Raw genomic sequence first — 23,967 nt, forward strand, 5'->3', positions numbered from 1 at the left:
CCGCGCGCGATCTACCAGCTATAGCAGCTTGCTATATCATCTGCACGATTGAAACAGAAAAGAGGGTATGGTGATGGACCTGAAGCAGCTTTCCTACTTCGTCCGTGTGGCCGAGATGGGCAGTTTCACGCGCGCCTCGATCGTGCTCGACATTGCCCAGCCGGCGCTGAGCCGTCAGGTGCGCCTGCTCGAAGTGGAGTTGCGCCAGAACCTCCTGATACGCAATGGCCGCGGCATCACGCTGACCGAGGCCGGCAAGGTGCTGCTCGAACACAGCCGGGGCGTGCTGCACCAGATGGAGCGCCTGCGAGAAGAATTGTCGCGGGTGCGAGGCTCGCTTGCCGGGCGCGTGGCCGTCGGCCTGCCACCGACGCTGGGCCGCATCCTGGCCGTACCGCTGACGCGTGAGTTCAAGGTGCGGATGCCCGACGCCACGCTGGCGATCGTCGACGGCCTGTCGAAAACAATGCAGGAATCGCTGCTGACCGGCCAGCTCGACATCGCTCTGGTCTACAACGCGCTGCCAACGCCCGGCATCGACCTGCACCCGCTGTTGCAGGACGAATTGCTGCTGGTGCAGGGGCGTCTGGACCCACTTGCGCCCGGCGATCTGGTCGAGCTGGCCGATATCCCCCGCTACCCCTTGATCATTCCTGGACGGCCCAACGCGCTACGCATGCATGTCGAGACGGCGCTGCTCAATATCAGTGCCCAGCCGCGCATCGCGATGGAAGTCAACAGCGTCGCCACGATTCTCGATCTGGTGGCTGATGGCGTGGGCTGCGCCATCCTGTCGCCGCACGCGGTATTGACGGCGGCGCAGCCGGAGCGCTTCACGCTGCGACGGATCGTCAATCCGGGCCTGTATCCACTGCTGTCGATGGCCACCAGTGCCGACCGGCCTGCAACCAGCACCCAGCAAGCGACGCTCGACATGCTCGAGCGCATCGCGCGCGCGGTGCTGCAGCGTCCTGACACGGCCGAGCTATAACAGAATGCGATAGCTGATAGGTGTCACACGTGGTTGTTGGGCTGTGGACAGAATTCAATAATGGCCGCTCGCAGTATCCATTCACAACAGGCGCTACCAAAGCGCTGCACTGACAACCGAGACAATCTATGATTTTGCAAAACAAACAATGGCTGGCCATCGGCCTTGCCGCGCTTGGCCTTTGCACGAGCGCCGCTGCTACTGCTGCTGCCGACGCCGCCGGCTATCCAAGGAAAGTCATTACCATCGTGGTGCCGTTCGGTCCGGGCGGCGTGGCCGACCTCACGGTGCGCATGGTCGCGCAGAAGATGGCGGTGTCGATGAAGCAGCCCATCATCGTCGAGAACCGGCCCGGCGCCGGCGGCGTCGTTGCTGCCAGCACCGTGGCAAAGGCCCGCCCTGATGGCTACACGCTGCTGTTGATCAGTAACGGCACGGCCGTCAGCGCCAATTTGTTCAAGAAGCTGCCTTACGACACGCAGAAGGACTTCGCGCCGATCTCGACGCTGGGTTACTTCGACCTGGCGCTGGTGGCGAACCAGAAGCTGCCGGTCAAATCGGTCGCGGAACTGATCGCCTACGCCAAGGCCAATCCGGGCAAGCTCAATGTCGGGTCCATCAACCGTGGCAGCACGCAGAATCTGGCGGCCGAACTGTTCGTGTCCATGGCCGGTGTGGACGCCCTGGTCGTACCGTACAAAGGCTCGCCGGAAGTGCTGACCGCCACCACCACGGGTGAGCTCGACGTGGCCTTCGAAATTCTCAGCCCGGCCATGCCGCTGATTAAGGCCGGCACGCTCAAGGCGCTCGCCGTGACATCGACCAAGCGCTTTGCCGGCTTGCCGAACGTGCCCACCGTGGCCGAAAGCGGTCTGCCAAATTACCAGGCGACGAGCTGGAATGGGCTGGCCGCGCCTGCCAAAACGCCGCAACCGATCATCGATCGCCTGAACCGCGAGATCAATGCCGCGGTTGCCATCCCCGATGTGAAGACGCGTCTGCTTGGTCTGGGCATCGTCGCGCAGGGAAGCACGCCGGCCGCAACGACCACGCTGCTGACGGGCGACATCGCCAAATGGGGCGCCGTGATCGTCAAAGCCGGCATCGAAAAGCAGTAACCCGGTCTCACCCTGCACCCGAGGCGTCCATGGACGCCCGGTAGCGGCACGCCACGCGTGCCCCCCATTCTCAACAGAGATACCACACCATGAAACAGTTACATTGCATGCGCTTCGGCGCAGGCCTTCTTGCGGCCGGCATTTCGTGCCCGGCACTCGCCCAGGACACCGGGTCGATCCAGATGTACGGACTGATCGGCGCTTACGGCGCCAAGCTTGAACGCAGCGGCGACCCGAAAGCCGTGACGATGCTGGGCCATGGCGGCTTGACAACCTCGTACATCGGCGTGCGCGGTTCGGAGAATCTGGGCGGCGGCTACAAGGTACTGTTCGCGCTGGAGAGCTTCTTCCAGGCGGATACCGGCGCCCAGGGCCGCAGCGTGAACGACCCGCTGTTCTCGCGCAATGCGTACGTCGGCATCGAAGGCGGCTTCGGCCGGGTAACGGTGGGGCGCCAGACCAATCCCACATACATCAATATGGGGATGGTCAGCCCGTTCGGTATTTCGGTGGTGTTTTCGCCGCTGGTGCTGCATTCGTTCGTGGCGAGCTATAACGGCGCACTGATCGGCGACACGGTCTGGAACAATGCGCTGCAATACACCACGCCGCGTACGAACGGCCTGCTTGCCAATGTGATCGTCGGCGCCGGCGAAACCGCCGGCAGCACCGGCACCGCGAACGTCGGCCTGCATGCCAATTACGTCAAGGGCGCGTTCACAGCGGTGGCGTCCGCGCAGCGCTTCCGGGTGCCGGTGACGGCGCCACTGACGCAGCAGAAAGGGTATCTGCTCGGCGCCGCCAACGACTTCAAGGTGGCCAAACTGCATGGCGCGATGGTGCGCTCGTCGGCCGACGGTACGGTCAATGAAACGCGGACCTGGGATCTGGGCCTGAAGGTGCCGGTCACTGCGCAGGGCGCCGTGCTGGCAGAATTTGCGCGCTCGGAGCGTACGCGCGCGGTGGTGCCGGTCAATGTGCGCCGGACCGCCTCGTTCGGCTATGACCATTTCCTGTCGAAGCGCACCGACGTGTATGCGATCTATATGCGCGACAAGCAGACGGGGTTTGATGGCGGCAACAGCATTGCGCTGGGGCTGCGCCACGTGTTCTGAACGACAGCAGTAAATATCGTAGGGTGGACGGGTTTCCCGTCCACGCGTTCAAACAAACTTCGTGCACCACGATATCAGCTTGATCTGAACGCGTGGACGCCCTAGCCGTCCACCCTACGCCTGCGAAAGAACTTACTGCCCGCGCTTGGCGCGTGCCTTCGCCGCAATACGCATGCGCAGCGCATTGAGCTTGATGAAGCCGCCAGCGTCGGCCTGGTTGTACGCGCCGCCATCTTCATCGAACGTCGCGATGTTCATGTCGAACAGCGAATCGGTCTTCGAATCGCGCGACACGACGATCACATTGCCCTTGTATAGCTTGATGCGCACCCAGCCGTTGACCGTGGCCTGCGTGTGGTCGATCAGCGTCTGCAGTGCGACGCGTTCCGGCGCCCACCAGTAGCCGTTATAGATCAGCGATGCGTAGCGCGGCATCAGGTCGTCCTTCAGGTGCGCCACTTCGCGGTCGAGCGTGATCGATTCGATGGCGCGGTGCGCGCGCAGCATGATCGTGCCGCCCGGGGTTTCGTAGCAGCCGCGCGACTTCATGCCGACGTAGCGGTTTTCCACCAGGTCCAGGCGGCCGATGCCGTGCTTGCCGCCCAGGCGGTTCAGCTCGGTCAAGACGGCGGCAGGCGACAGGCGCTTGCCGTTCAGGCCGACGATGTCGCCGCGCTCGAATTCGACGTCCAGGTATTCCGCTTCGTCCGGCGCCGCTTCCGGCGAGACGGTCCAGCGCCACATCGATTCCTCGGCTTCGGCGCTCGGGTTTTCCAGGTGACGGCCTTCAAAGCTGATGTGCAGCAGGTTGGCGTCCATCGAGTACGGCGCGCCGCCGTTCTTGTGCTTCATGTCCACTGCGATGCCCGCGTCTTCTGCGTACTTCAGCAGTTTTTCGCGCGACAGCAGGTCCCATTCACGCCATGGAGCGATGATCTTGACGTCCGGCTTGAGCGCATACGCGCCCAGCTCGAAACGTACCTGGTCGTTGCCCTTGCCGGTCGCGCCGTGCGAGACGGCGTCGGCGCCGGTTTCGTTGGCGATCTCGATCAGTCGCTTGGCGATCAGCGGCCGTGCGATCGACGTGCCCAGCAGGTATTCGCCTTCGTACACGGTGTTCGCGCGGAACATCGGGTAGACGAAGTCGCGCACGAATTCTTCGCGCACGTCGTCGATATAGATGTTCTCTGGCTTGATGCCGAACTTGATGGCCTTGGCGCGTGCCGGTTCCAGTTCTTCACCCTGGCCGAGGTCGGCGGTGAAGGTGACGATTTCGCAGCCGTAATTGTCTTGCAGCCATTTCAGGATGACGGAGGTGTCGAGGCCGCCAGAATAGGCCAGTACTACTTTCTTGATGTCGCTCATGGGATGTTCCAGTGATGGAGGGAGGGTAGAGGAGTAATGGTCAGCTGGCTCGCAAATCCATCCCGGCAAGCGCCGGGATGGACGGCCAACGATCAAGCTTCAGGGGTAAAAATCAATCTTCGATACGGCCGAGCAGCAGGTACTCGATCAGGGCTTTTTGCACGTGCAAGCGGTTTTCGGCTTCGTCCCAGACGACCGATTGCGGGCCGTCGATGACCTCGGCGGCCACTTCTTCGCCGCGGTGCGCTGGCAGGCAGTGCATGAACAGTGCGTCGCTCGCGGCGCGGGCCATCTTGGCTTCGTCGACGATGAAGCCGTCAAACGCTTTCATGCGCTCGGCGTTTTCCTTTTCGTAGCCCATGCTGGTCCAGACGTCGGTATTGACCAGGTGCGCGCCTTCGCAGGCATCCGACGGGTTGTCGAACCGCGTGTAGCGCGTGGTCGAGACCAGGCTCGGGTCCATCTCGTAGCCTTTTGGCGTGGCGACGTTCAGGTGGAAGCCGAAGACTTCGGCTGCCTGCAGCCACGAATACAGCATATTGTTGGCGTCGCCGATCCACGCGACCGTCTTGCCGGCGATGGAGCCGCGGTGCTCGTGGAACGTGAAGACGTCCGCCAGCACCTGGCACGGGTGGTGTTCGTTGGTCAGGCCATTGATGACCGGCACGCGCGAGTTGGCGGCGAAGCGGTCGATGATGTCCTGGCCGAAGGTGCGGATCATGATGATGTCGCACATGCGGCTGATCACCTGGCCAGCGTCTTCCACCGGTTCGCCACGGCCGAGCTGGCTGTCGCGGGTGTTCAGGTAGATGGCGGCGCCGCCCAGCTGGTGCATGCCGGCTTCAAACGAGAGGCGCGTGCGCGTCGAGCTTTTTTCGAACACCATCACCAGCGTGCGGTCGACCAGCGGGTGGTACACCTCGTAGGCCTTGAACTTGCGCTTGATGATCGCCGCGCGCTTGATGACGTATTCGAACTCGTCGCGCGTGAAGTCGGAAAACTGCAGGAAGTGCTTGATCGGTGGGGGGCTCGTCATCATAAGTCTGCTCGTGTCTGCTGCGATGTTTGTCCCTTGAATTATAAGGGGGATTTCTTTCCGTTAGGGAAAGTAGTCAGGGTCTCAATACAGGGTCTGTGCCGATTCGTGCAGCAATTGCCCGTAGAGTTCATGGCGGTGCTTCCAGATCTTGCCCGCTGCCACGGCGTCGAGAATGGCGCAGAACGGCTCGGCCAGGTGGCGGCAGTTGTAGTACTTGCAGCCGCCCAGGTACGGCTTGAACTCGACGAAGGCGCGTTCTAACATGCCCTCGCTCAAGTGGTACAGGCCGAATTCCTGGAAGCCCGGCGAATCGATGATCGCCCCGGCCTTGCCATCGACTTCCGGCAGCCAGTACAGGCGCGTGAACGTCGTCGTGTGCTTGCCGGTATCGAGCGCGGCCGAGATTTCGCGCACGGCAATGTCGGCGTCCGGGATCAAAAGATTGATCAGCGACGACTTGCCCATGCCCGACTGGCCGATGAAGATCGACGACTGGCCGGCCAGCAGCGGCTTGAGGATCTCGACCGTTTCTTCAGGATGCGCCTGGGCCGAGACCTCGTGCACCGGGTAGCCGAGGCGCGCATACTGTGCAGCGCGTTCGCGCGCGCGGGGCAGCAGGTCCGTCACGTCGGTCTTGTTGAGGATCAGGTGCGCCTCGATGCCGGCCGCTTCGCATGCCACCAGCGAGCGCGACACCAGGTCGTCGGCAAAGCCGGGCTCGGTGGCGATCACGACGAACAGGCGCGAGATGTTCGCCGCCAGCAGCTTGGATTTGTACTGGTCGGAGCGGTACAGCAGCGTGGTGCGCTCGGCGATGCGCTCGATCACGGCCTGGTTCTCGGACGTCCTGACCACGTGCACGACGTCGCCCACGGCCACATTGGTCTTTTTGCCGCGCGTGACGCACTGCAGTTTTTCGCCGTCGATGTCGGCCAGGTAGTGGCGGCCGTGGGCCGCGATGATGGTGCCGGTCAGTTCAGTGGGGGATGCGCTCATGCGGTTTCCTGGTTGAGGTACAGCGCATTGGCTTTCGCGGCGCAGATAAAGTCGTTGTCGGACAGCGTGCTGCCCGCGGAATGGGTGGTCCAGCTGACGCGGCAGGTGGTGTAGCCGACCGTCATCTCAGGGTGATGGTCTTCGTGTTCGGCCAGCGTTGCCACCGCGTTGACGAATGCGATCGTGGCGCGGTAGTCGGGCAGCGTGAAGGTGCGTGCCAGGACGTTGTCGGCCACGCTCCAGCCGGGCACGTCGTGCAGCAGCGTGGCGATGACAGCTGCGTCGAGCGCGGCTGCCTTGCGCGTGCAATGGCGCGACGTGAGTGGCGGCGTCAGATTCATGCGGCCGCCATCGTCAGGCGCTTGACCCGAACCGACGCCGGCGGGTGCGAATCATAGAATGCCGAATGCAGCGGATCGGGCGTCAGCGTCGACGCATTGTCTTCGTACATCTTCACCAGCGCCGACACCAGGTCGCGGTGGTCGGTGTGCTGCGCAGCGAAGGCATCAGCCTCGAATTCATGCTTGCGCGACGTGATCGAGCTCAGCGGCGCGAGCACGAACGTGAACACCGGCAGCACGAGGATGAACAGGATCAGCGCCATGCCGTCGTTCGACGCGTTCATGAACGGCAGCACGCCCAGGCCCGTATAGAACCAGGCCTGGCCCTTCAGGTAGCCGAGCAGGGCGAGGAAGGCCAGCGAGATCGCGAACATCGTGGCCACGCGCTTGACGATGTGGCGCAGCTTGAAGTGGCCCAGTTCGTGCGCCAGCACCGCTTCGATTTCCTGTGGCTCCAGGCGCGACAGCAGCGTGTCGAAGAACACGATGCGCTTGGCACGCCCAAAGCCCGAGAAATACGCATTACCGTGCGCGCTGCGCTTGCTGCCGTCCATGACGAACAGGCCGCGCGACGCAAAGCCCACGCGCGTCATCAAGCCATCGATGCGCTGTTTGAGGCTGACATCGGCCAGTGGCGTGAATTTGTTGAACAGCGGCGCGATCACGGTCGGGTAGAACGCGATCATCAACAGCTGGAACCCGCTCCAGACGAACCACGTGTACAGCCACCACAGCGAGCCGCTTGCTTCCATCAGCTTGAGCACGACCCATAGCAGCGGCAGGCCGATCAGCGCGCCCACGAACGTGCTCTTGATCAGGTCGCCCCACCACAGGCCGGGCGTCATCTTGTTGAAGCCGAAGCGCTGCTCGAGGACGAACTGGCGGTACCAGTCGAGCGGCAGATCGAGCACACTGGCGATCACGGCAAAGGCAACGACCAGCACCAGCTGGTGCATCAGACCGGGGCCGGTGAACGGCAGGATCGCCAGCGACAGCAGTTGCAGGCCGCCCATCAGCGTGAAGCCGATCAGGACGATGGCGCCCCACAGCGTGCCGATCAGGCCGAGCCGGGTCTTGGCGACGGTGTAGTCGGCCGCTTTCTGGTGCGCCGCGAGCGGCACTTTCGGCGCAAACTCGGCCGGCACGCTGGCGCGGTGGCGCGCGATATGCCGGATATGGCGCGCGGCCAGCCAGGTGCGCAGCGACAAGGTGAGCAGCAGGAAAACGACGAACAAAACCGAAAACGCGAATGAAGACATTCTGTGCCTGTGAGAAAATGCAGGATTGATTAGGCAAAGAGAGAATTATGTCACAAGCGACACCTTCCGCAGTGCCGGGCACGCCCCAGCGGCCCAATGAATTCAACCTGGTCTGGCTCGACATGGAAATGACGGGCCTCGACCCGGACAACGACCGCATCATCGAGGTCGCCGTCGTCGTCACCGATCCCGACCTGAACATCATCGCCGAAGGCCCGGTGTTCGCGATCCACCAGTCGGATGAAACACTCGACAAGATGGACAACTGGAACAAGGGCACCCACGGCAAGTCGGGCCTGATCGACCGCGTAAAGGCGTCGACCGTGACCGAAGCCCAGGCCGAAGTCGAACTGATCGAATTTCTCAAGCAGTACGTGCCGAAAAACAAGTCGCCGATGTGCGGCAATTCGATCTGCCAGGACCGCCGCTTCATGGCGCGCGGCATGCCGAAGCTCGAAGCGTTCTTCCATTACCGCAACCTCGACGTGTCGACGCTGAAGGAACTGTGCCGCCGCTGGAAGCCCGAGCTGGCGTCCGGCTTCAAGAAGCACCAGAAGCACACGGCGCTGGCCGACATCGTCGAGTCGATCGAAGAGCTGCGCTACTACCGTGAGCACTTCATTAAGCTGTGATGCCTTGACGGGAATGCGAGAGTTGTAAAGTTGCGCAAGGGTCACTGTCAAACCGGAAAAGCTGCAATCCGGCAAGCAAGTTATGCGACAATCCTGGGCATGGCTTCGCTCTTTGCTACCGCTTTTTCGGGTGACAGTGTGATGGCTGCGCAGATGCGCAGCCACGACTGGCGCCAGTGCCCGCTCGGCGCACCCGACACCTGGCCGCCGTCCCTGCGGACGGCCGTCGACATGTTGCTGCATTCCGCCTTCCCAATGTTCGTTGCGTGGGGGTCGCAGCACATCGTCCTGTACAACGATGCCTATATCCCGATCCTCGGCGAGCGCCACCCTGGCGCGCTCGGCCAGCCGTTCGCGGCCGTGTGGCCCGAGGTCTGGCCCGAGCTGCAGCCGCAGATCGAACGCACCATGGCGGGCAAACCGGTCTTTTTCGAAGATTACGGGCTGTGCCTGCTGCGGAACGGCTATCCCGAACGCACCTGGTTCACCTTTTCGTACGCGCCGCTGCATGCCGCTGACGGTAGTGTTGGCGGCCTGTTCTGCACCGCGATGGAAACGACGGCCCGCGTGCTGGGCGAGCGCCGCGCGGCGTTCCGGCTCATGCTGTCCGACGCGCTCGCAGCGCTGGCCGATCCGGGGGAGGTCATTGCCACTGCCAGCGCGCTGCTGGGCGCAGAATTGAGCGCAGAATCGGCCACGACACGCGTGGTGTATGCCGAGATCGATCCGCTGAGCGGAACGCTGGTCGCGCCGCGCCTGTCGCTGCAGGATGGCGCCTCGCCGGCAGCGCCGCGTGCGCAGCCGGATCGTTTCGGTCCGGCCCTGATGGTGGCGCTGCAGCGCGGCGACGTCGTGTGCATCCACGACGCCGCCAACGATCCGCGCGCGCTGCAGTCACCGTTTGACGAGCGCGTGGGCGCCATGCTGGTGGTGCCTTTGATGTCGGCAGGCCGCCTGGCCGCATGCCTGTGCGTCAATGCGCCGACGCCGCGCGCGTGGACCGAACACGATGTCCGGCTGGCGCGCGATGTTGCCGAGCGCACCTGGGCCGCGGCGGGCACGGCGCATGCGCATGCGATGCTGCGCGAGGAGCGCGACCGGGGCCGCGAGATCTTCGCCAATATCTCCGAAGGCTTCGCGCTGTTCGACCGCAACTGGGTGATGCAGCGCATGAATGCCGAAGGCTTGCGTATCTGCGGCGTCACGAGCGACGAAGTCATCGGGCGCAATCACTGGGACGTGTTCCCGGCCATGATCGAGTGCGAGGCCGGGCGCATGTACCACAGCGTGATGGCCAGCCGCAAGGCGGGCAGCGCCGAGCAGTGCCACGTGTTTCCCGATGGTCGCCGCATCTGGACCGATATCCGCGCCTACCCGACGCAGGACGGCGGCATCGCCACGTTTTTCCGCGACATCACCGACCGCAAGCTGGCCGAAGAAAAGCTGGTGGAAGCCGACCGGCGCAAGGATGAATTCCTGGCGATGCTCGCGCACGAGCTGCGCAATCCGCTGGCGCCGATCAGCGCCGCCGCCGAGTTGCTCCGGCTCGGCAACGTCGATGCGCGCCGGGTGCACCAGAGCAGCACCATCATCAGCCGCCAGGTACGTCACATGACGCGGCTGGTGGACGATCTGCTCGACGTCTCGCGCGTGACGCGCGGCCTGATCACGCTGGGCCAGGCGCGCGTGGCGGCGCGCACCGTCATCGAAGAAGCGATCGAACAGGTGCGCCCGACCATCGACACGCGCGCGCAGACGCTGACCGTGCGCCTGCCGTCCGCCGGCGTCGCAGTGCTCGGCGACAAGGCGCGCCTGGTGCAGGTGGTGGCCAATGTGCTGGCCAATGCAGCCAAGTACACGCCGGCCGGGCGCGGCATCGACCTGCGCGCCGACCTGCACGGCACACGTCTGGTGCTGAGCGTGCGCGACGAAGGCATCGGCATGGACGTCGAACTTACCGGGCGCGTGTTCGACCTGTTTACGCAGGCCGAGCGCTCATCGGACCGCGCCCAGGGCGGCCTGGGGCTCGGCCTGGCGCTGGTCAAGCACCTGGTCGAGCTGCACGGGGGTACGGTAGGCTGTTCCAGCCCGGGCCTGGGCAAGGGCAGCACGTTCGTCATCACGCTGCCGCTGCTGCTCGAAGAAGCGCCCGACCTGCCGGCGCCGGAGGTCAATGCGCCAGTTACCGTCATGCGCCTCAAAGTGCTGGTGGTGGATGACAACACCGATGCGGCCGAGATGCTTGGTCTGCTGCTGGCGGCGCAGGGGCATGACGTGGCGATCGAGCAAGGGGCGCTGGGTGCACTGGCGCGGGCGCGCAGCATGCGGCCCGATGTCTGCCTGCTCGATATCGGCTTGCCCGACATCGACGGGCACGAACTGGCACGGCGCCTGCAGCAGGATCCCGGGATGGCCGATTCGGTGCTGGTGGCGGTGACGGGTTACGGGCAGCCGCATGACCGCGATGCGGCATTGGCGGCAGGGTTTGCGCACCATCTGGTCAAGCCGCTCGATGTGGAGGTATTGCTGGAGGTACTGGCGGGCGTGCCGGCCAGGACGGCCGGGCCGCGGGTTCGGGCGAATGTTCGCGAACAGGTCGGGCAGGATTGACAGCCAGGCCGTCAATCCTGCAATCCATCATTCAGCGCCGCAGCACTTCTTGAATTTCTTGCCGCTGCCGCAGGTGCAGTCGTCGTTGCGGCCGACTTTCGGCTCATCGCGCACGATCGTTTCCACCGCCGGCTTGCGCAGCGGCAGCCAGTGGCGGTAGATGGCCGGCACGTTGGCCTCGATCTGCAGCGCCAGGGCGTGCACCTTGACCGGGTCGTCGACCTCGGCCAGTTCGGCTTCTTCGATTTCGTCCGCGCCCAGCAGGTAGATCGGGCGGATCAGTTCAGCGACGTCGCTGTCCCAGATCGCATCCCACGAGCCGGCGCGCAGTTCGACGCCTTCCCAGAAGCCCCAGCACCAGGCTTCCGGATCGATCAGGACCTTGCCATCGACCTCGTGCTCGCAGAACAGCGGCTCGAAGTCCTTCGGCGCGACTTCGAACGTGATCAACACTTCGTTCATGAAGCGCATGATCAGGTTGACGATGCGTTCTTCATCGCGCTTGTTCTTCCATTTCGGCGCCGCGGCCTCGTCTTCGCCCCAGACCATCGGCAGCCATTCGGCCGGCATGATCGATTCCGGGCCGATCGCGATGGCGGTCAGGTAGCCGTGCAGGGTGTCCATCGTCATCGCGTCGTCGGAGCAACGGTCGGAGAGCAGGAACTGGTCGAGTTCGTCGAATTCTTTTTCGGAGAGGGGCTGTTCGAGGTGCATGGGGTAGGTGGTCTGTGGCGCGAGCGCGCCTGTTGCGTCAAAGGCGCCAGTGTAACGCCTGCGCCGTCGCCGGGCACGAAAAACCTGCCGGCGAGGCGCTGCTTGCAACGTTTACTTCAGTGAAGAATGATTAACGCTTGGCGTTGAACGCCTTGGTCAGCTCGTCAGCTGCGAATTGCTGGGCTTCCTTGGCCTTCGGCACCACGGCGTCCATGCCGAAGAACTCGTGGGTCACGCCGGTGAAGTGGCGATAGTTGACGGTCACGCCTTCCTTCTTGAGGCGGTCGGCATAAGCCTTACCCTCGGTCATCAATGGATCGATTTCCGCGGTGATCACTGTTGCCGGTGGCAGGCCCTTGAGCGAGGCGGCTTTCATCGGCAGTGCGTGCGGGCTCTTCGGATCGGCGCCGTAGTGCTTGAAGAACCACGTCATCATCGCCTTGTTCAGTGGCTTGGCGTTGGCGTTCTTCTTGTACGACTCGTTGTTCATGTCGTCGTTGACCACCGGGTAGACCAGCAGCTGGTGCACCGGCATCTGGATTTTCTTTTCCATCGCCATCATCGACACGACAGTCGCCAGGTTGCCGCCGGCCGATTCGCCCGCCACTGCCACGCGCATCGGGTCGCCATTGATGCTCTTGGCATTGGCCAGCGCCCACTGGTAGGCCGCGAACGCGTCTTCGGTCTGGGTCGGGAACTTGTGCTCCGGTGCGCGACGGTAGTCGGCCGAGATCACGATCGCCTTGGCTTTCTTGGCCAGGCCGCGCACCGACGCTTCATACACCTTGGTGTCGGCAATCACGAAGCCGCCGCCGTGGAAGTACACGACGACCGGGAACGGGCCCGCGCCTTCAGGCGTGAAGATGTGGATCGGGAAGCTGCCGTCCTTGCCCTGGATCGATTGCGTCTTCATCGTCACGCCTGGTTCCGGTGCCGTGCTCTTGCCGGCGTCGGTCAGCACTTTCTTGACAGCGTCACTCGGGGTTGGTTGCTTGCGCGCTTCTTCCGGGCTCAGGGTTTCGATCGGCTTTGGCTTCAGGGCCGCCATCGCGTCCAGCACTTTTTGCATGTTCGGCTCGGCCTTTGGCGGCTGAGCGGCAGTTTGTGCGATGGCGGTGCCGGCCAGCAGGCCAGCGGCGAGAGCGATGACGGTCAAAGTCAGTTTTTTCATGGTTAGTCCTATGCGGTTATTTCTCCGCTGCACGATGCGCGGGTACATACATGACATGAGACCTTGTTAGATTGTCACACTCTGTGCGAGAACGAACACAGCAGTAGTGAAATGTTCACAATCGCCACGCGACCGTGCGCCGCCGTACAATGGAGCATGGATAACCTGAACCCCGCCACCGCAGACGCCACGTCTGACGCCACGCCCGACCACCCGTACGCGCGCCTCGATCCCGCGACCGTGCTTGATGCGCTCGACAGCGTTGGCCTGCACGGCGACGGGCGCCTGCTGGCGCTCAACAGCTACGAGAACCGCGTCTACCGTGTAGGCCGTGAAGAGGGCGAGCCGGTGGTGGTCAAGTTTTACCGGCCCGAACGCTGGAGCGACGAGGCCATCCTGGAAGAACACGGTTTTGTTGCCGAGCTGGTGGCGCAGGAGGTCCCCGTGGTGCCGGCCATCGAGATCGACGGGCGCACGCTGCACACGTTCGACGGTTTCCGTTTTGCGGTATTCGAAAGCCGCGGCGGGCGCGCCCCGGAGCTGGGCGACCCCGCCGTGCTGGAATGGATTGGCCGTTTCATCGGCCGTATCCATGCGCAGGGCGCCGTCAAGCCATTTTTGCTGCGCCCCGCGCTCGACCCGGTCACGTTCGGCCGCGAACCGTTCGACTGGCTGCGCGGCCACGACTTCGTGCCGCCCGAACTGATGCCGGCCTGGTCGAGCGTGATGGAACAGGCGCTTGAAGGCGTGGCGCGCTGCTATGAGCGCGCCGGCGAGTTGCCGCTCGTGCGCCTGCATGGTGATTGCCACGGCGGCAACGTGCTGTGGACGCCGGATGGGCCGCACTTCGTCGACTTCGACGACAGCCGCATGGGGCCGGCGGTGCAGGATCTGTGGATGCTGCTGTCGGGCGAGCGGCAGGAGATGGTGGGTCAGATGGCCGACGTGCTGGCCGGCTACGAGGATTTCTGCGATTTCCACCCGCGCCAGCTGTATCTGGTTGAAGCATTGCGCACGCTGCGCCTGATCCATTACTCGGCGTGGCTGGCGATGCGCTGGACCGATCCGGCATTCCCGGCCGCTTTCCCCTGGTTCAATACCCAGCGTTACTGGCAAGACCGCATCCTCGAACTACGCGAGCAGGTCGCGTTGATGGATGAGCCGCCGCTGTGGCAGATGTAGAGGGTGTGGCAAAGCGCCAAGCTGATGCACGATTGCCACCCAGTTCGGCATAGCACGAGAACCGGATTTGCCGGATAATCAACGAGACAGCCGCTACAGAGACTCCGCATGGAACCGAACCCAGCCCAACAAGACGACACCGACTTCACGATCGACCTGTCGCCGGCCGCCGGCGCGCTGGCGCCGGCCGATGCGGTGCCAATGCCAGTGCCAATGCCGGCGGCTGCCGCGTTTGCGCAGCCGGTGGTGCCAGTCACGCCGGTGCTGCCCGCTGCGGCGGAACCTGCCGAATTTGCCGGTCCAGGTCGCAAACCCCTCGAAATGCGCGAAATCCAGGAAGCGATCGCGCGTGTTGAAGCTGAGGCGAAAGCGAATATGGCGGCCGAGAGCCGCCACCACGCTGAAGCACGCGCCCGTTCGCTGGCCGACGAGCGCGCCTCGCTCGACGCCGCTGCCGCCGCGGCGGCGCAAGCCAATTCCCAGGCGTCCGAAGACGCCATCGCCGCCAACCGCGAACGCCTCGACTCGCTGCGCGCTGCCGCGCAGGCCTCGAGCGAACGTCTGGAGGCAATCCGTCAAGAGACTGCCGAACTGCGCGCGCGCGTGAAAAGCGATACCGAAGTGCGGGTCGCCACCGAAGCGCGGGCCCGCCTCGAAGAAGAAGCGCGCCGCCGCGCCACGGCGCAGATCGAAGCCGAGGCCGAACTGGCCGCCAAGGCCGCCCGCGCAGCCGATGAACTGGTCGTGCACACCGAGCAGGCGCGCCTGCAGGCGGTCGAACGCATGGCCGCCGTCGAGGCGGCGCGCGAAGAAGTGCAGCACAACGCCAGCGCCGACGCCCGTATCGCCATCCTGGCGCGCGAGCGCGAGCGGGCCGAACGCTCGGCGCGCCAGACTGCCGAAAAACTGGCCGACGCCGAAGCCGAAGCCCTTGAACTGACCCAGCAGCGCGAGCGCGCCGATCAGATCGCGCTGACGTCGGCCTTCGCCCGTGCGGCGGCCGAAGCGCGCGCACTCGAAGAAGCGCGCGCCTACGCCCACATCGAGCAGGAACGCGAGGCGATTGCGCTGGCCCAGGCCGAGTCCGAACGCGTGGCCGGCCAGTCGCTGCGCATGCGCCTGCAGACCGAGAAAGACATCCGCGACGCCGCCGTGCACCGCGAGCGGCAAGAACAGATGGCGGCCTCGAGCGCCGCCGCGCGGCGCGATGCCGAAACGCGCATCCTGGCCGCGACCGAAGCGCGCATCGAGGCCGACCGCAAGCTGCGCCTGGTGGCCGAAGACCGCGCCCGCGCCGAAGAAGAAGCGGGAGAGCAGGTGCAGGCGCGGCTGGAAGCCGAAGCCCAGGCCGCGCTCGACGCGCGCTCGCGCATGGCGGCCGATGAAGCGGCCACCGCCGCGGCGCAGCGCGAGGCCGAGGAACACCAGCGCGAGCGCGTTCTGGCCGACGAGCGTGCTGCACTGGCGCAGGCGGCGGCCGAGGCGCAGGCTGCATTGAACGAGGACGACGCGGCGGCCCTGGCGCTCGAAGCATCGCAGGTGCAGTTGCAGCAAGAGGCCGCGCAGCTGGCGGCGCAGCGCCGCGAACAGGCCGAACACCTGGTAGAGGCCGAGCAGGAGCGCACCGCCGCCGAGGCCCAGGCCCTGGCGGCGCTCGAACAGAAAATCGCGGCCGAGCACGAGCTGACGCTGGCGGCGCAGGCGCGCAGCGAGGCCGAAGCGGCGGCTGCTGCGGCCCTGCAGGCGAAGGTCGAGGCCGAAAGGCGCATCGAAGAAGCGCAGCGCGCCGCCTGGGAAGCGCAGCAGGCGCAGGCCGACGCGGCCATCGAAGAAGCATCGCAGGCCGAGGCGGCAGCTGCCGCCCAGCAAGCGCACGCGCGCCGCGCCGCCGAGCTGGCGCAGGCCCAGGCCGAGCGGGCCGAGGTCGAACAGCAACAGGTGGCGCTGACCGAGGCCGCCATTGCCGCCGAACGCGACGCAACCCGCGCCGCGCGCGAAGCGCTCGTGCTGGTCGAGCGCAAGCTGGCCGCGCAGCGCGAGCAGGCCGCCGCCGACACCCGCGCCAACGAAGCGCAGGCGGCGCGCCTGGCGTCCGAACAGGCAGCGGCGCAGGCGGCCGTGTCGCGCGCCGACGCCGAGCAGGCGCAGGCCGAACTGGCGCGCCAGCGCGAGCTGGCCGAGCTGGCGGCGGTGCAGGCAGCGCTCGAAAAACGAGAAGCGCAGCGGGCGCTGCTCGAACACGCGCAAGAACACGCCGAGATGCAGCGCAGGGCAGCGCACGCGACGCAGCAGATGGCCGACGCGCGCAAGCAACTGGTCAATCTGGAAAGCCGGCGTCAGGACGACGACGCGGTCGAGCTGGCAGCGACGCAGCGCGCCATCGGCGAGCGCAAGGTCGAAGCGGGGCAGCGTTCGGTCTCGGCCGACCTGACCCGTGAGGTGCTGGGCCGGTTCAAGCAATCGCAGGCGCGGGCCGGCGATACATCGGCGGCGCAGGCGGCCGCCAGGCTGGCAGAAGTGATTGCAACCCAGCGCGAGCTGGACCCGGATCGCAAACCATAACGGGGGCGGGCGGTCCGCCCCCTGTGCTTACTGCGCCGGCGCCTGTTCAGGCAAACCCGGCGCCTGGCTTGGCGACAGCGGATTGTCCGGGCCGCCGGCCACTTTCGACACGAAATACTCGGTCTCGCCAAAGCACGTGGTCGGCACACCCTTGTGCTGGTCATACGTCAGCTGCACGCGTTTGCCCATGCTGGCCAGCAGGGCCGGCACCACGGTTTCGTCGCGCACCGTGAACACGAAGCGCTCGGGAATCGCGCCCGGCATGCTCGACAGCAGAATCTCGCCTTCCCACGTTTTGCACAGCCAGCCGCGCTTGGAGAATTTCTGCAGGTAGCCGGCCCGTTCGCCTTCGGAGTACGACCAGGTCAGCGTGAACCAGGTATAGCCTGCAGCCAGGACAGCGACGACGGCGATGAGGATGAGCAGGATGGCGGAAGTGCGCTTGGGCAGGGTGGTCGGCATGGTTGGGGCTGGTCGATCAAGAAAGTGGTCGGGGTTGGCAAACGGGCAGCGCAAACGCGGTGCGCGCCCATTCTGCCATGCCTTGCCTTAATCGCAAACCGGGATTGCTGACAACGAAGGATTCAGCCTGTCTGGCTGGCGCCCGGGGCGTCTTGTGCAGCCAGGCGCCGGCGATGCCGGATCGACGACCACAGTGAGACGAGAATGAACGCCAGCCCGGACAGCCCCGTGAACCATTCCGGAATGTGGTAGTGGACGCTGGCGAACATGATCAGCGCCAGGATGCCGATGGCGTAGTGCGCGCCATGCTCGAGATAGACGAATTCCTGCAACGTGCCCTTGTAGACCAGGAACACGGTCATCGAGCGCACGAACATGGCGCCGATGGCCAGCCCCAGCATGATGATGACGACATCGTTGGTGATGGCAAACGCGCCGATCACGCCGTCGAAGCTGAACGACGCATCGAGCACCTCGAGGTACAGGAAGCCCCCGATGCTGCCCTGCGAGATCATCGCGCCCACCGACGGATCGTGTTCCTTCGCTTCCAGCAGGTTGCTGAGCCATTTCACCGCTATATAGATGAGCAGGCCCGTGACGCCGGCAATCAGCACCGCCAGCTTGCGCGCTTCGGGCATCAGGCGCATGGCGGCGACCACGCACAGCAGCGTGAGCAGCACGGCCAGGCCTTCGGTGCCGTACTTGCCGACCTTTGCTTCGAACCAGTCGAACCAGTGCAGCTCTTTTTCTTCGTCGAACAAAAAGTTCAGGAACACCAGCATCAGGAAGGCGCCGCCGAAGGCTGCGACCTCGGCGTGGTGCGCGGTCAGGTTGCGCGAATACTCGGCGGGATTGTCGAGCGCCATGTGCCAGACGTCCGGCAACCCCAGCCCGGTTGCGGCCGCAACGATCACCAGCGGAAACAGCAGGCGCATCCCGAATACCGCCACCAGGATGCCAACGGTGAGAAACAACTTGCGCCAGAATTCGTTCCAGTGCTTGAGCACCGATGCGTTGACCACGGCATTGTCGAAAGAAAGCGACACTTCCAGCACGCCGAGGATGGCCGTGATCCACAAGGCTTGCAGCAGCCCCGGCCAGCCCCGGTGCGCGTAGCCCCACCAGCCCGCGAGCACCATGAGCACTGCCGTTACGACGAACGACCACCGGAAATGCCGCATATGCGCCTCTTGTGTGCAGGTACCTGTTGGGACAATATTACCGTGTCCCTGCCAAAATGGGCTGTACCGAAAGTCGCCCGCCGAGCCTTGCTTCTGAGATAATTCTGCCCAGCATTTTTCACTCTAAGACATCATGGAAATCATTTATCTCGTCACACCGGTACTGACCTGGATGGTAGTCGGCCCGATCAAGTTCCTCATATCCAGTGTGCGCTACCGGCGCTGGGCCTTCGATCTGGTCGGCAATGGGGGCTTCCCGAGCAACCACAGCGCCGTCGTTTCCAGCATGGCCACGCTGATCGCACTGCGCGAAGGCATGGGCCATCCGGCGTTCGGCGTGGCGGTCACGCTCGCCTTCATCGTCATGATCGACGCCAACAGCCTGCGCCAGCACGTCGGTCGCCACGCCGTCACACTGAATCGCCTGCATGACGGCAAAGAGGATTATGTGATCCTGCGCGAGCGCATGGGGCACACCCGGTTCGAGATCGCCGGCGGCATCCTGACCGGCATCGGTATGGGCTTTCTGATCTACACCGTGCTGGGCGGGCTCTAGTGTATGTACGGGATGCGTGCGCCGCGCATCCCGCTGGACGTCGGGCGTCCATCGTCTGTCCGTTTTTTACGGTATTTCATCCCGGACGGAATGCAGCTCATCGCCAGATTCCGCACTTCATCCATCCAATTGTGCAAACCACAGGATCGTCAATTGACGCTGCTAGAGACCTCCTGAATACTGCGCGCTGGATGTATCTGAACTTATTTTTATAAAAACACCGAGTCCATTTCCGGAGAACCACCATGCTGCGCAAAACACTCCTCGTTCTAGCCATCGCATCAAGCCTAGTCGCTTGCGGCAAAGATTCCAAAGCCCCCGAGGGCAAGGACAACAAGCCGACCCAGCTGACCGTGGCGCAAGAGGATGTCTTGACGATCCAGAGTGCGTCGGTGTCGTCGGGCCCGGTGATTACCGGCTCGATCGAGCCCGAGCGCCGCGCCGACCTGCGCGCCGAAGTCTCGGCCATCGTGCTGCAGGTGCTTAAGGAAAATGGCGAACCGGTCAAGCGCGGCGACGTGCTGGTGCGCCTCGACGAAACCTCGATCCGCGACACCCTGATGTCGGCCGAAGACATGCAGCGCGCCGCCTCGCTGGCGGTCGAGCAGGCCAACCGTCAGCTCGAACGCCTGAAAACCCTGACAGCGTCGGGGATGACGTCGGCCAAGGCGCTCGACGACGCCGAAATGGCGCGCAACAACGCGCTGAGCGAACTGTCGAGCGCCCGCAGCCGCGTGGCCACCGCGCGCCAGCAACTGGCCCGTACCACCGTGCGCGCGCCATTCGACGGCATCGTTTCCGAGCGCAAGGTCTCCAATGGCGACACCGCCACCATCGGCAAGGAACTCGTCAAGGTCATCGACCCGACCAGCATGCGCTTCGAAGGCGCGGTCTCGGCCGACTCGGTCAGCACCGTCAAGATCGGCCAGAAGGTCAACTTCCGCGTCAATGGCTACGCCGACCAGACCTTTGCCGGCGTCGTCAAACGCATCGACCCGGCCGCCAATCCGGTGACGCGCCAGGTCGAGGTGCTGGTGGGCTTTGTCGACAATGCGCAGCCGCGCGTGGCCGGCCTGTACGCCGAAGGCCGTGTCGACGCCGCCGCGAGCGATGCGCTGATGCTGCCCGAGAGCGCGCTGGTGCGCGTGGGCGACGCCAGCCATACCTGGCGCATCAAGGACAAGACGCTGTCGAAGGTCAAGCTGGTGGTCGGCGCGCGCGACGCCCGCACCGGCAATGTCGAGATCAAGCAGGGCCTCGCGGCCGGCGACGTGGTGCTGCGTGCGCCAACGTCGAACCTGAAGGACGGCCAGAAGGTCGACATGCCGAACGCCCGTGTGGCCAGCGCGAATGGCGCGGGTTCGGGCGCCGGCGCAGTCCAGGGCAAGTAAACCAGGAACGCCAAAGGAAAACCCACCATGTTCCTGTCCAATTTTAGTGTCAAGAAACCGGTCGCGACGATCGTCATCATCGTCGCGATGATGGCCATCGGCCTGCTGGCCCTGTCCAAGCTGAAGGTTAACCAGGAGCCGGATGTCGAGATTCCGATCATCGTGGTCGACATTCCGTATCCGGGCGCATCGCCCGAAACCGCCGAGCGCGAGATCACCAACCGCCTCGAAAAGCAGATGCAGGCAATCCAGGGCGTCAAGGACGTCAATTCCAATTCCTACGAAGGCGGCGCCTCGATCTGGATGGAATTCGACTTCAACCGCGACCTGATCGAAGCGTCGGACGATGTGCGCAATGCGATTGCCGCTGTGCGCTACAAGCTGCCGATCGAGATGCGCGAGCCGGTGCTGCGCCGCATCGATCCGTCGGCCCAGCCGATCATGTCGCTGGCGCTGTCGTCCAGCACCCAGAGCCATGCCGAAATCTCGCGCTATGCCGAAGACGTGCTGGCCGACGAATTCCGCGGCATCGATGGTGTCTCGACGGTGGTCGTCAACGGCGCGCTGCGTCGCGAGCTGTCGGTACTGCTGCGCGCCGAGAAGCTGAGCGAATTCAATGTCTCTGCGTCCGATGTCACCAACGCGCTGCGCAACGGTAATACCAATGCGCCGGTGGGCAAGCTGCGTAGCGAACTGGACGAAAAAGGCATCCGCCTCGTCGGCCGCATCGAGCGGCCCGAAGACTTTTCGCAGATCGTCGTCAAGCGCAATGGCGACCAGATCGTGCGCCTGAGCCAGGTGGCCGAGATCCGCGACGGCTTCGCCGACGTGAATACGCTGTCGGTACGCAGCGGCAAGCCGAATGTGGGCCTGCAGATCTCGCGCTCACGCGACGCGTCGACCGTGTCGCTGGCCAAGCGGGTGCACGAAGTGGTGGCGGCGCAGAGCAAGCTGCTGCCGGCCGGCACTGAACTTGAAGTCGTGCGCGACGGCGGCAAGGATGCGCAGTCAAGCCTGAACAACGTGATCGAGGCGCTGGTACTGGGCGCCGTGCTGACCGTGTTCGTCGTCTACGCGTTTCTCAACTCGTGGCGCTCGACCCTGATCACCGCGCTGGCCCTGCCGACGTCGGTGCTGGCCGCATTCATTGCGGTCTGGCTGTGCGGCTTCACGCTGAACTTCATGACACTGCTGGGCCTGTCGCTGGCGATCGGCGTGCTGATCGACGATGCGATCGTGGTGCGCGAAAACATCGTGCGCCACATGGAAATGGGGTCCGACCGCCGCACCGCGGCGCTCGAAGGCACCGCCGAGATCGGCATGGCCGTCGCCGCAACCACGTTCTCGATCATGGCCGTGTTCGTGCCGGTGGCGTTCATGCCGGGCGTGTCGGGCGAATGGTTCCGCCCGTTTGCCCTGACCGTGACCTGCTCGGTGATCGTTTCGCTGTTCATCTCGTTCACGCTCGACCCGATGATGTCGGCCTACTGGGGCGATCCGCCGGATCACCACAGCCGCCCGAAGACCGGCATCGGCGCCGTGCTCGACCGCTTTAATCACTGGTTCGACCACCAGGCCGACCGCTACGGCCGCGTGATCGCCTGGGCGCTGCATCACCGCCGCGCGATGGCATTCCTGGCAGTGGCCAGTCTGATTGGCGCGCTCGTCATGCACCATTTCTTCGGCGGGTCGAGCTTCCTGCCCAAGCAGGATTCGGGCAACCTGCAGATCGAGGTGCGCACGCCGGCCTCGTCGTCGATCGAATATGCGCGCCGCAAGCTCGAAGCGGCGGCCGTGCTGGCCCGCACTTTGCCTGAAACGAAAGACACGAACAGCAACGTCAAGACCAGTGGCGGCACGATCTATGTCGACATCGGCAAGCGCAGCGAGCGCAAGCGCACCGCGTCCGAAGTCGCCGTCGAACTGCGCGCCAAAATCGCCAGCCTGGTGGGCGCCGAATACACGGTCATCGATGACCTGTCGGGCGGCGGCAAGCCGGTGCAGGTGGAATTTACCGGCCCCGATTCGCGCAAACTGATGGAGCTGACCACCGCCTATATGGAAAAATTGCGTGAAGTGCCGGGCGCGGTCGACGTCGCGCTGTCCGAGCAGGATCCGAAGAACGAGTTGCAGATCGTGCTCGACCGGGGTCTTGCCAATGCCCTGGGCATTTCGGTGGGCGATGCGGCGCAGTCGCTGCGGGTGGCGTTTGCCGGCATCGAAGTGGGTGACTGGGTCGATCCGACGAGCGAAACCCGCGACGTCGCCGTGCGCCTGCACCCGGACGACCGCGTCAATACCGACAGCATCGAGCGCCTGCCGATCCCGGTTGCCGGCACCGGCATGATGGTGCCGCTCGAGCAGATCGCGTCGATCACGATGGGCAAGGGCCCGTCGGCGATCCGCCACAAGAACGGCGAGCGCATGATCACCGTGTCGGCCAATGCCCAGGGCCGTTCGGCGGGCGAAGTCACGACCGACGCCATGAAGCTGGCGCGCACCTTCGACTTCCCGCCGGGTTATGGCCTGGCGCTGGGCGGTTCGGGTGAAGATCAGGCCGAGCTGTTCAAGGAGATGCTCATTGCGCTGTTCTCGGGCATTGCGCTGATGTACCTGATCCTCGTGATGCAGTTTGGTTCGTTCACGGCGCCGATCGGCGTGATGCTGTCGTTGCCGCTGTCGCTGATCGGCGTCGTGCTGGCCCTGATCATGACCGGCAATACGCTCAACCTGATGAGCATGATCGGCATCCTGATGCTGATGGGTCTGGTTGCCAAGAACGCGATCCTGCTGCTCGACGCCGCCAGGGCGCTCGAGGACGAAGGAATGGACCGCGAAGAGGCACTGATGGCGGCCGGGCGCAAGCGCCTGCGGCCGATCCTGATGACCACCTTCGCGCTGATCGCCGGCATGCTCCCGGTGGCGCTGGCCCTGGGCGACTCGGGCGAGTTCTACCAGCCACTGGCCATTGCGATCATCGGCGGCACGATCACGTCGACCATCCTGACGCTGCTGGTGGTGCCAACCTTCTATGACAGCATCGAGATTGCGCGCGACCGCATGGTGGCCAAGTACGGCCGCCGCGCCGAGCACCGCAATGCGCTGGTGGCATTCCTGATGACGTTCGTCGAAGCCATCCTGGCGCTGACGCTGGTGCGCCTGGTCTATCGGCTGGTCATGCGCCTCGTGCAGATGGTGACGGGCCGCGGCCGCGCCAAGGTGGCGCCGGTCTGATCCACCGCGGCAGGGCGCTGCGCGCCTTGCCGGATGTTCCGGACACGG

19 protein-coding genes are annotated in these 23,967 nt (G+C 64.6%); 10 read left to right on the forward strand and 9 right to left on the reverse strand.

Annotated elements, in window-relative coordinates; all coding sequences use genetic code 11:
• The first annotated feature begins 73 nt into the window (after positions 1–73).
• The 3 genes from AC56LV_RS01515 (at position 74) to AC56LV_RS01525 (ending at position 3,224) form a co-directional block, all read left to right on the forward strand.
• The gene (locus AC56LV_RS01515) at positions 74–991 is read left to right on the forward strand and encodes a LysR substrate-binding domain-containing protein (RefSeq protein ID WP_499555493.1); all 918 of its coding nucleotides are present in this window, start codon (positions 74–76) and stop codon (positions 989–991) included.
• 128 nt (positions 992–1,119) lie between these two features.
• Positions 1,120–2,109 (forward strand): tripartite tricarboxylate transporter substrate binding protein, encoded by a 990-nt coding sequence (locus tag AC56LV_RS01520; protein WP_499555494.1) that lies wholly within the window; start codon positions 1,120–1,122, stop codon positions 2,107–2,109.
• Between the two features lie 89 nt (positions 2,110–2,198).
• Positions 2,199–3,224, forward strand: a complete 1,026-nt coding sequence (locus AC56LV_RS01525) for a porin (protein WP_499555496.1) — start codon at positions 2,199–2,201, stop codon at positions 3,222–3,224.
• 132 nt (positions 3,225–3,356) lie between these two features.
• Here AC56LV_RS01525 and AC56LV_RS01530 read toward each other — a convergent pair whose 3' ends face one another.
• From AC56LV_RS01530 to AC56LV_RS01550, 5 genes are all read right to left on the reverse strand, one after another.
• On the reverse strand, positions 3,357–4,589 hold the full coding sequence (locus AC56LV_RS01530) for an argininosuccinate synthase (RefSeq protein ID WP_258836058.1): 1,233 nt from the start codon (positions 4,587–4,589) through the stop codon (positions 3,357–3,359).
• 112 nt (positions 4,590–4,701) lie between these two features.
• Positions 4,702–5,625, reverse strand: coding sequence for an ornithine carbamoyltransferase (gene argF, locus AC56LV_RS01535; protein WP_499555498.1), 924 nt, complete (start codon positions 5,623–5,625; stop codon positions 4,702–4,704).
• An 84-nt stretch (positions 5,626–5,709) separates the two neighbouring features.
• The gene (rsgA, locus tag AC56LV_RS01540; protein ID WP_332529786.1) at positions 5,710–6,624 is read right to left on the reverse strand and encodes a ribosome small subunit-dependent GTPase A; all 915 of its coding nucleotides are present in this window, start codon (positions 6,622–6,624) and stop codon (positions 5,710–5,712) included.
• The gene (locus AC56LV_RS01545) at positions 6,621–6,965 is read right to left on the reverse strand and encodes a 4a-hydroxytetrahydrobiopterin dehydratase (protein ID WP_499555500.1); all 345 of its coding nucleotides are present in this window, start codon (positions 6,963–6,965) and stop codon (positions 6,621–6,623) included. Before AC56LV_RS01545 ends, rsgA begins: the two co-directional genes overlap by 4 nt.
• Positions 6,962–8,224: a M48 family metallopeptidase gene (locus AC56LV_RS01550; RefSeq protein WP_332529788.1), complete on the reverse strand. Its 1,263-nt coding sequence runs from the start codon at positions 8,222–8,224 to the stop codon at positions 6,962–6,964. The genes AC56LV_RS01545 and AC56LV_RS01550 overlap by 4 nt, the downstream gene beginning before the upstream one ends.
• A gap of 47 nt (positions 8,225–8,271) precedes the next feature.
• On the opposite strand from AC56LV_RS01550, the gene orn reads away from it, so the two are divergent.
• Positions 8,272–8,856, forward strand: a complete 585-nt coding sequence (orn, locus tag AC56LV_RS01555; RefSeq protein ID WP_183550437.1) for an oligoribonuclease — start codon at positions 8,272–8,274, stop codon at positions 8,854–8,856.
• Between the two features lie 99 nt (positions 8,857–8,955).
• Positions 8,956–11,466, forward strand: a complete 2,511-nt coding sequence (locus tag AC56LV_RS01560) for an ATP-binding protein (protein ID WP_499555502.1) — start codon at positions 8,956–8,958, stop codon at positions 11,464–11,466.
• 27 nt (positions 11,467–11,493) lie between these two features.
• Here the strand turns inward: AC56LV_RS01560 and AC56LV_RS01565 are convergent, their stop codons facing one another.
• On the reverse strand, positions 11,494–12,180 hold the full coding sequence (locus AC56LV_RS01565; protein WP_183550443.1) for a UPF0149 family protein: 687 nt from the start codon (positions 12,178–12,180) through the stop codon (positions 11,494–11,496).
• Positions 12,181–12,310: 130 nt separating this feature from the next.
• The gene (locus tag AC56LV_RS01570; protein ID WP_499501586.1) at positions 12,311–13,351 is read right to left on the reverse strand and encodes an alpha/beta hydrolase; all 1,041 of its coding nucleotides are present in this window, start codon (positions 13,349–13,351) and stop codon (positions 12,311–12,313) included.
• Between the two features lie 156 nt (positions 13,352–13,507).
• Here AC56LV_RS01570 and AC56LV_RS01575 point away from each other — a divergent pair, with 156 nt between their 5' ends.
• Entirely contained in the window at positions 13,508–14,533 is a 1,026-nt protein-coding gene (locus AC56LV_RS01575; protein ID WP_499555504.1) for a serine/threonine protein kinase, read from the forward strand.
• 108 nt (positions 14,534–14,641) lie between these two features.
• On the forward strand, positions 14,642–17,095 hold the full coding sequence (locus tag AC56LV_RS01580; protein ID WP_499555506.1) for a coiled-coil domain-containing protein: 2,454 nt from the start codon (positions 14,642–14,644) through the stop codon (positions 17,093–17,095).
• A gap of 27 nt (positions 17,096–17,122) precedes the next feature.
• On the opposite strand, the gene AC56LV_RS01585 is transcribed toward AC56LV_RS01580, so the two are convergent.
• Together AC56LV_RS01585 and AC56LV_RS01590 are read right to left on the reverse strand one after the other, a co-directional pair.
• Complete coding sequence (locus AC56LV_RS01585; RefSeq protein WP_499501589.1) at positions 17,123–17,557, reverse strand: DUF8785 domain-containing protein; 435 nt, start codon at positions 17,555–17,557, stop codon at positions 17,123–17,125.
• A gap of 122 nt (positions 17,558–17,679) precedes the next feature.
• The gene (locus AC56LV_RS01590) at positions 17,680–18,738 is read right to left on the reverse strand and encodes a DUF475 domain-containing protein (RefSeq protein WP_499555508.1); all 1,059 of its coding nucleotides are present in this window, start codon (positions 18,736–18,738) and stop codon (positions 17,680–17,682) included.
• Between the two features lie 133 nt (positions 18,739–18,871).
• Between AC56LV_RS01590 and AC56LV_RS01595 the strand changes: the two genes are divergently transcribed.
• The 3 genes from AC56LV_RS01595 to AC56LV_RS01605 all read left to right on the forward strand — a co-directional run bounded on the left by AC56LV_RS01595 (position 18,872) and on the right by AC56LV_RS01605 (position 23,919).
• On the forward strand, positions 18,872–19,294 hold the full coding sequence (locus AC56LV_RS01595; protein ID WP_499555510.1) for a divergent PAP2 family protein: 423 nt from the start codon (positions 18,872–18,874) through the stop codon (positions 19,292–19,294).
• A 245-nt stretch (positions 19,295–19,539) separates the two neighbouring features.
• Positions 19,540–20,685, forward strand: a complete 1,146-nt coding sequence (locus AC56LV_RS01600; protein ID WP_499555512.1) for an efflux RND transporter periplasmic adaptor subunit — start codon at positions 19,540–19,542, stop codon at positions 20,683–20,685.
• Positions 20,686–20,712: 27 nt separating this feature from the next.
• Positions 20,713–23,919 carry an efflux RND transporter permease subunit gene (locus AC56LV_RS01605; RefSeq protein ID WP_499555514.1) on the forward strand — a complete coding sequence of 1,069 codons (3,207 nt, stop codon included), beginning with the start codon at positions 20,713–20,715 and terminating at the stop codon, positions 23,917–23,919.
• The last annotated feature ends 48 nt before the right edge of the window (positions 23,920–23,967 follow it).

This window comes from Telluria sp. RB2R28, assembly GCF_059685835.1.

Excerpts from the sequence above, each read along its gene's own strand:
- AC56LV_RS01515 (WP_499555493.1), top strand. The coding sequence starts at position 74 with ATGGACCTGAAGCAGCTTTCCTACTTCGTCCGTGTGGCCGAGATGGGC.
- AC56LV_RS01520 (WP_499555494.1), top strand. The coding sequence starts at position 1,120 with ATGATTTTGCAAAACAAACAATGGCTGGCCATCGGCCTTGCCGCGCTT.
- AC56LV_RS01525 (WP_499555496.1), top strand. The coding sequence starts at position 2,199 with ATGAAACAGTTACATTGCATGCGCTTCGGCGCAGGCCTTCTTGCGGCC.
- AC56LV_RS01530 (WP_258836058.1), bottom strand. The coding sequence starts at position 4,589 with ATGAGCGACATCAAGAAAGTAGTACTGGCCTATTCTGGCGGCCTCGAC.
- argF (WP_499555498.1), bottom strand. The coding sequence starts at position 5,625 with ATGACGAGCCCCCCACCGATCAAGCACTTCCTGCAGTTTTCCGACTTC.
- rsgA (WP_332529786.1), bottom strand. The coding sequence starts at position 6,624 with ATGAGCGCATCCCCCACTGAACTGACCGGCACCATCATCGCGGCCCAC.
- AC56LV_RS01545 (WP_499555500.1), bottom strand. The coding sequence starts at position 6,965 with ATGAATCTGACGCCGCCACTCACGTCGCGCCATTGCACGCGCAAGGCA.
- AC56LV_RS01550 (WP_332529788.1), bottom strand. The coding sequence starts at position 8,224 with ATGTCTTCATTCGCGTTTTCGGTTTTGTTCGTCGTTTTCCTGCTGCTC.
- orn (WP_183550437.1), top strand. The coding sequence starts at position 8,272 with ATGTCACAAGCGACACCTTCCGCAGTGCCGGGCACGCCCCAGCGGCCC.
- AC56LV_RS01560 (WP_499555502.1), top strand. The coding sequence starts at position 8,956 with ATGGCTTCGCTCTTTGCTACCGCTTTTTCGGGTGACAGTGTGATGGCT.
- AC56LV_RS01565 (WP_183550443.1), bottom strand. The coding sequence starts at position 12,180 with ATGCACCTCGAACAGCCCCTCTCCGAAAAAGAATTCGACGAACTCGAC.
- AC56LV_RS01570 (WP_499501586.1), bottom strand. The coding sequence starts at position 13,351 with ATGAAAAAACTGACTTTGACCGTCATCGCTCTCGCCGCTGGCCTGCTG.
- AC56LV_RS01575 (WP_499555504.1), top strand. The coding sequence starts at position 13,508 with ATGGATAACCTGAACCCCGCCACCGCAGACGCCACGTCTGACGCCACG.
- AC56LV_RS01580 (WP_499555506.1), top strand. The coding sequence starts at position 14,642 with ATGGAACCGAACCCAGCCCAACAAGACGACACCGACTTCACGATCGAC.
- AC56LV_RS01585 (WP_499501589.1), bottom strand. The coding sequence starts at position 17,557 with ATGCCGACCACCCTGCCCAAGCGCACTTCCGCCATCCTGCTCATCCTC.
- AC56LV_RS01590 (WP_499555508.1), bottom strand. The coding sequence starts at position 18,738 with ATGCGGCATTTCCGGTGGTCGTTCGTCGTAACGGCAGTGCTCATGGTG.
- AC56LV_RS01595 (WP_499555510.1), top strand. The coding sequence starts at position 18,872 with ATGGAAATCATTTATCTCGTCACACCGGTACTGACCTGGATGGTAGTC.
- AC56LV_RS01600 (WP_499555512.1), top strand. The coding sequence starts at position 19,540 with ATGCTGCGCAAAACACTCCTCGTTCTAGCCATCGCATCAAGCCTAGTC.
- AC56LV_RS01605 (WP_499555514.1), top strand. The coding sequence starts at position 20,713 with ATGTTCCTGTCCAATTTTAGTGTCAAGAAACCGGTCGCGACGATCGTC.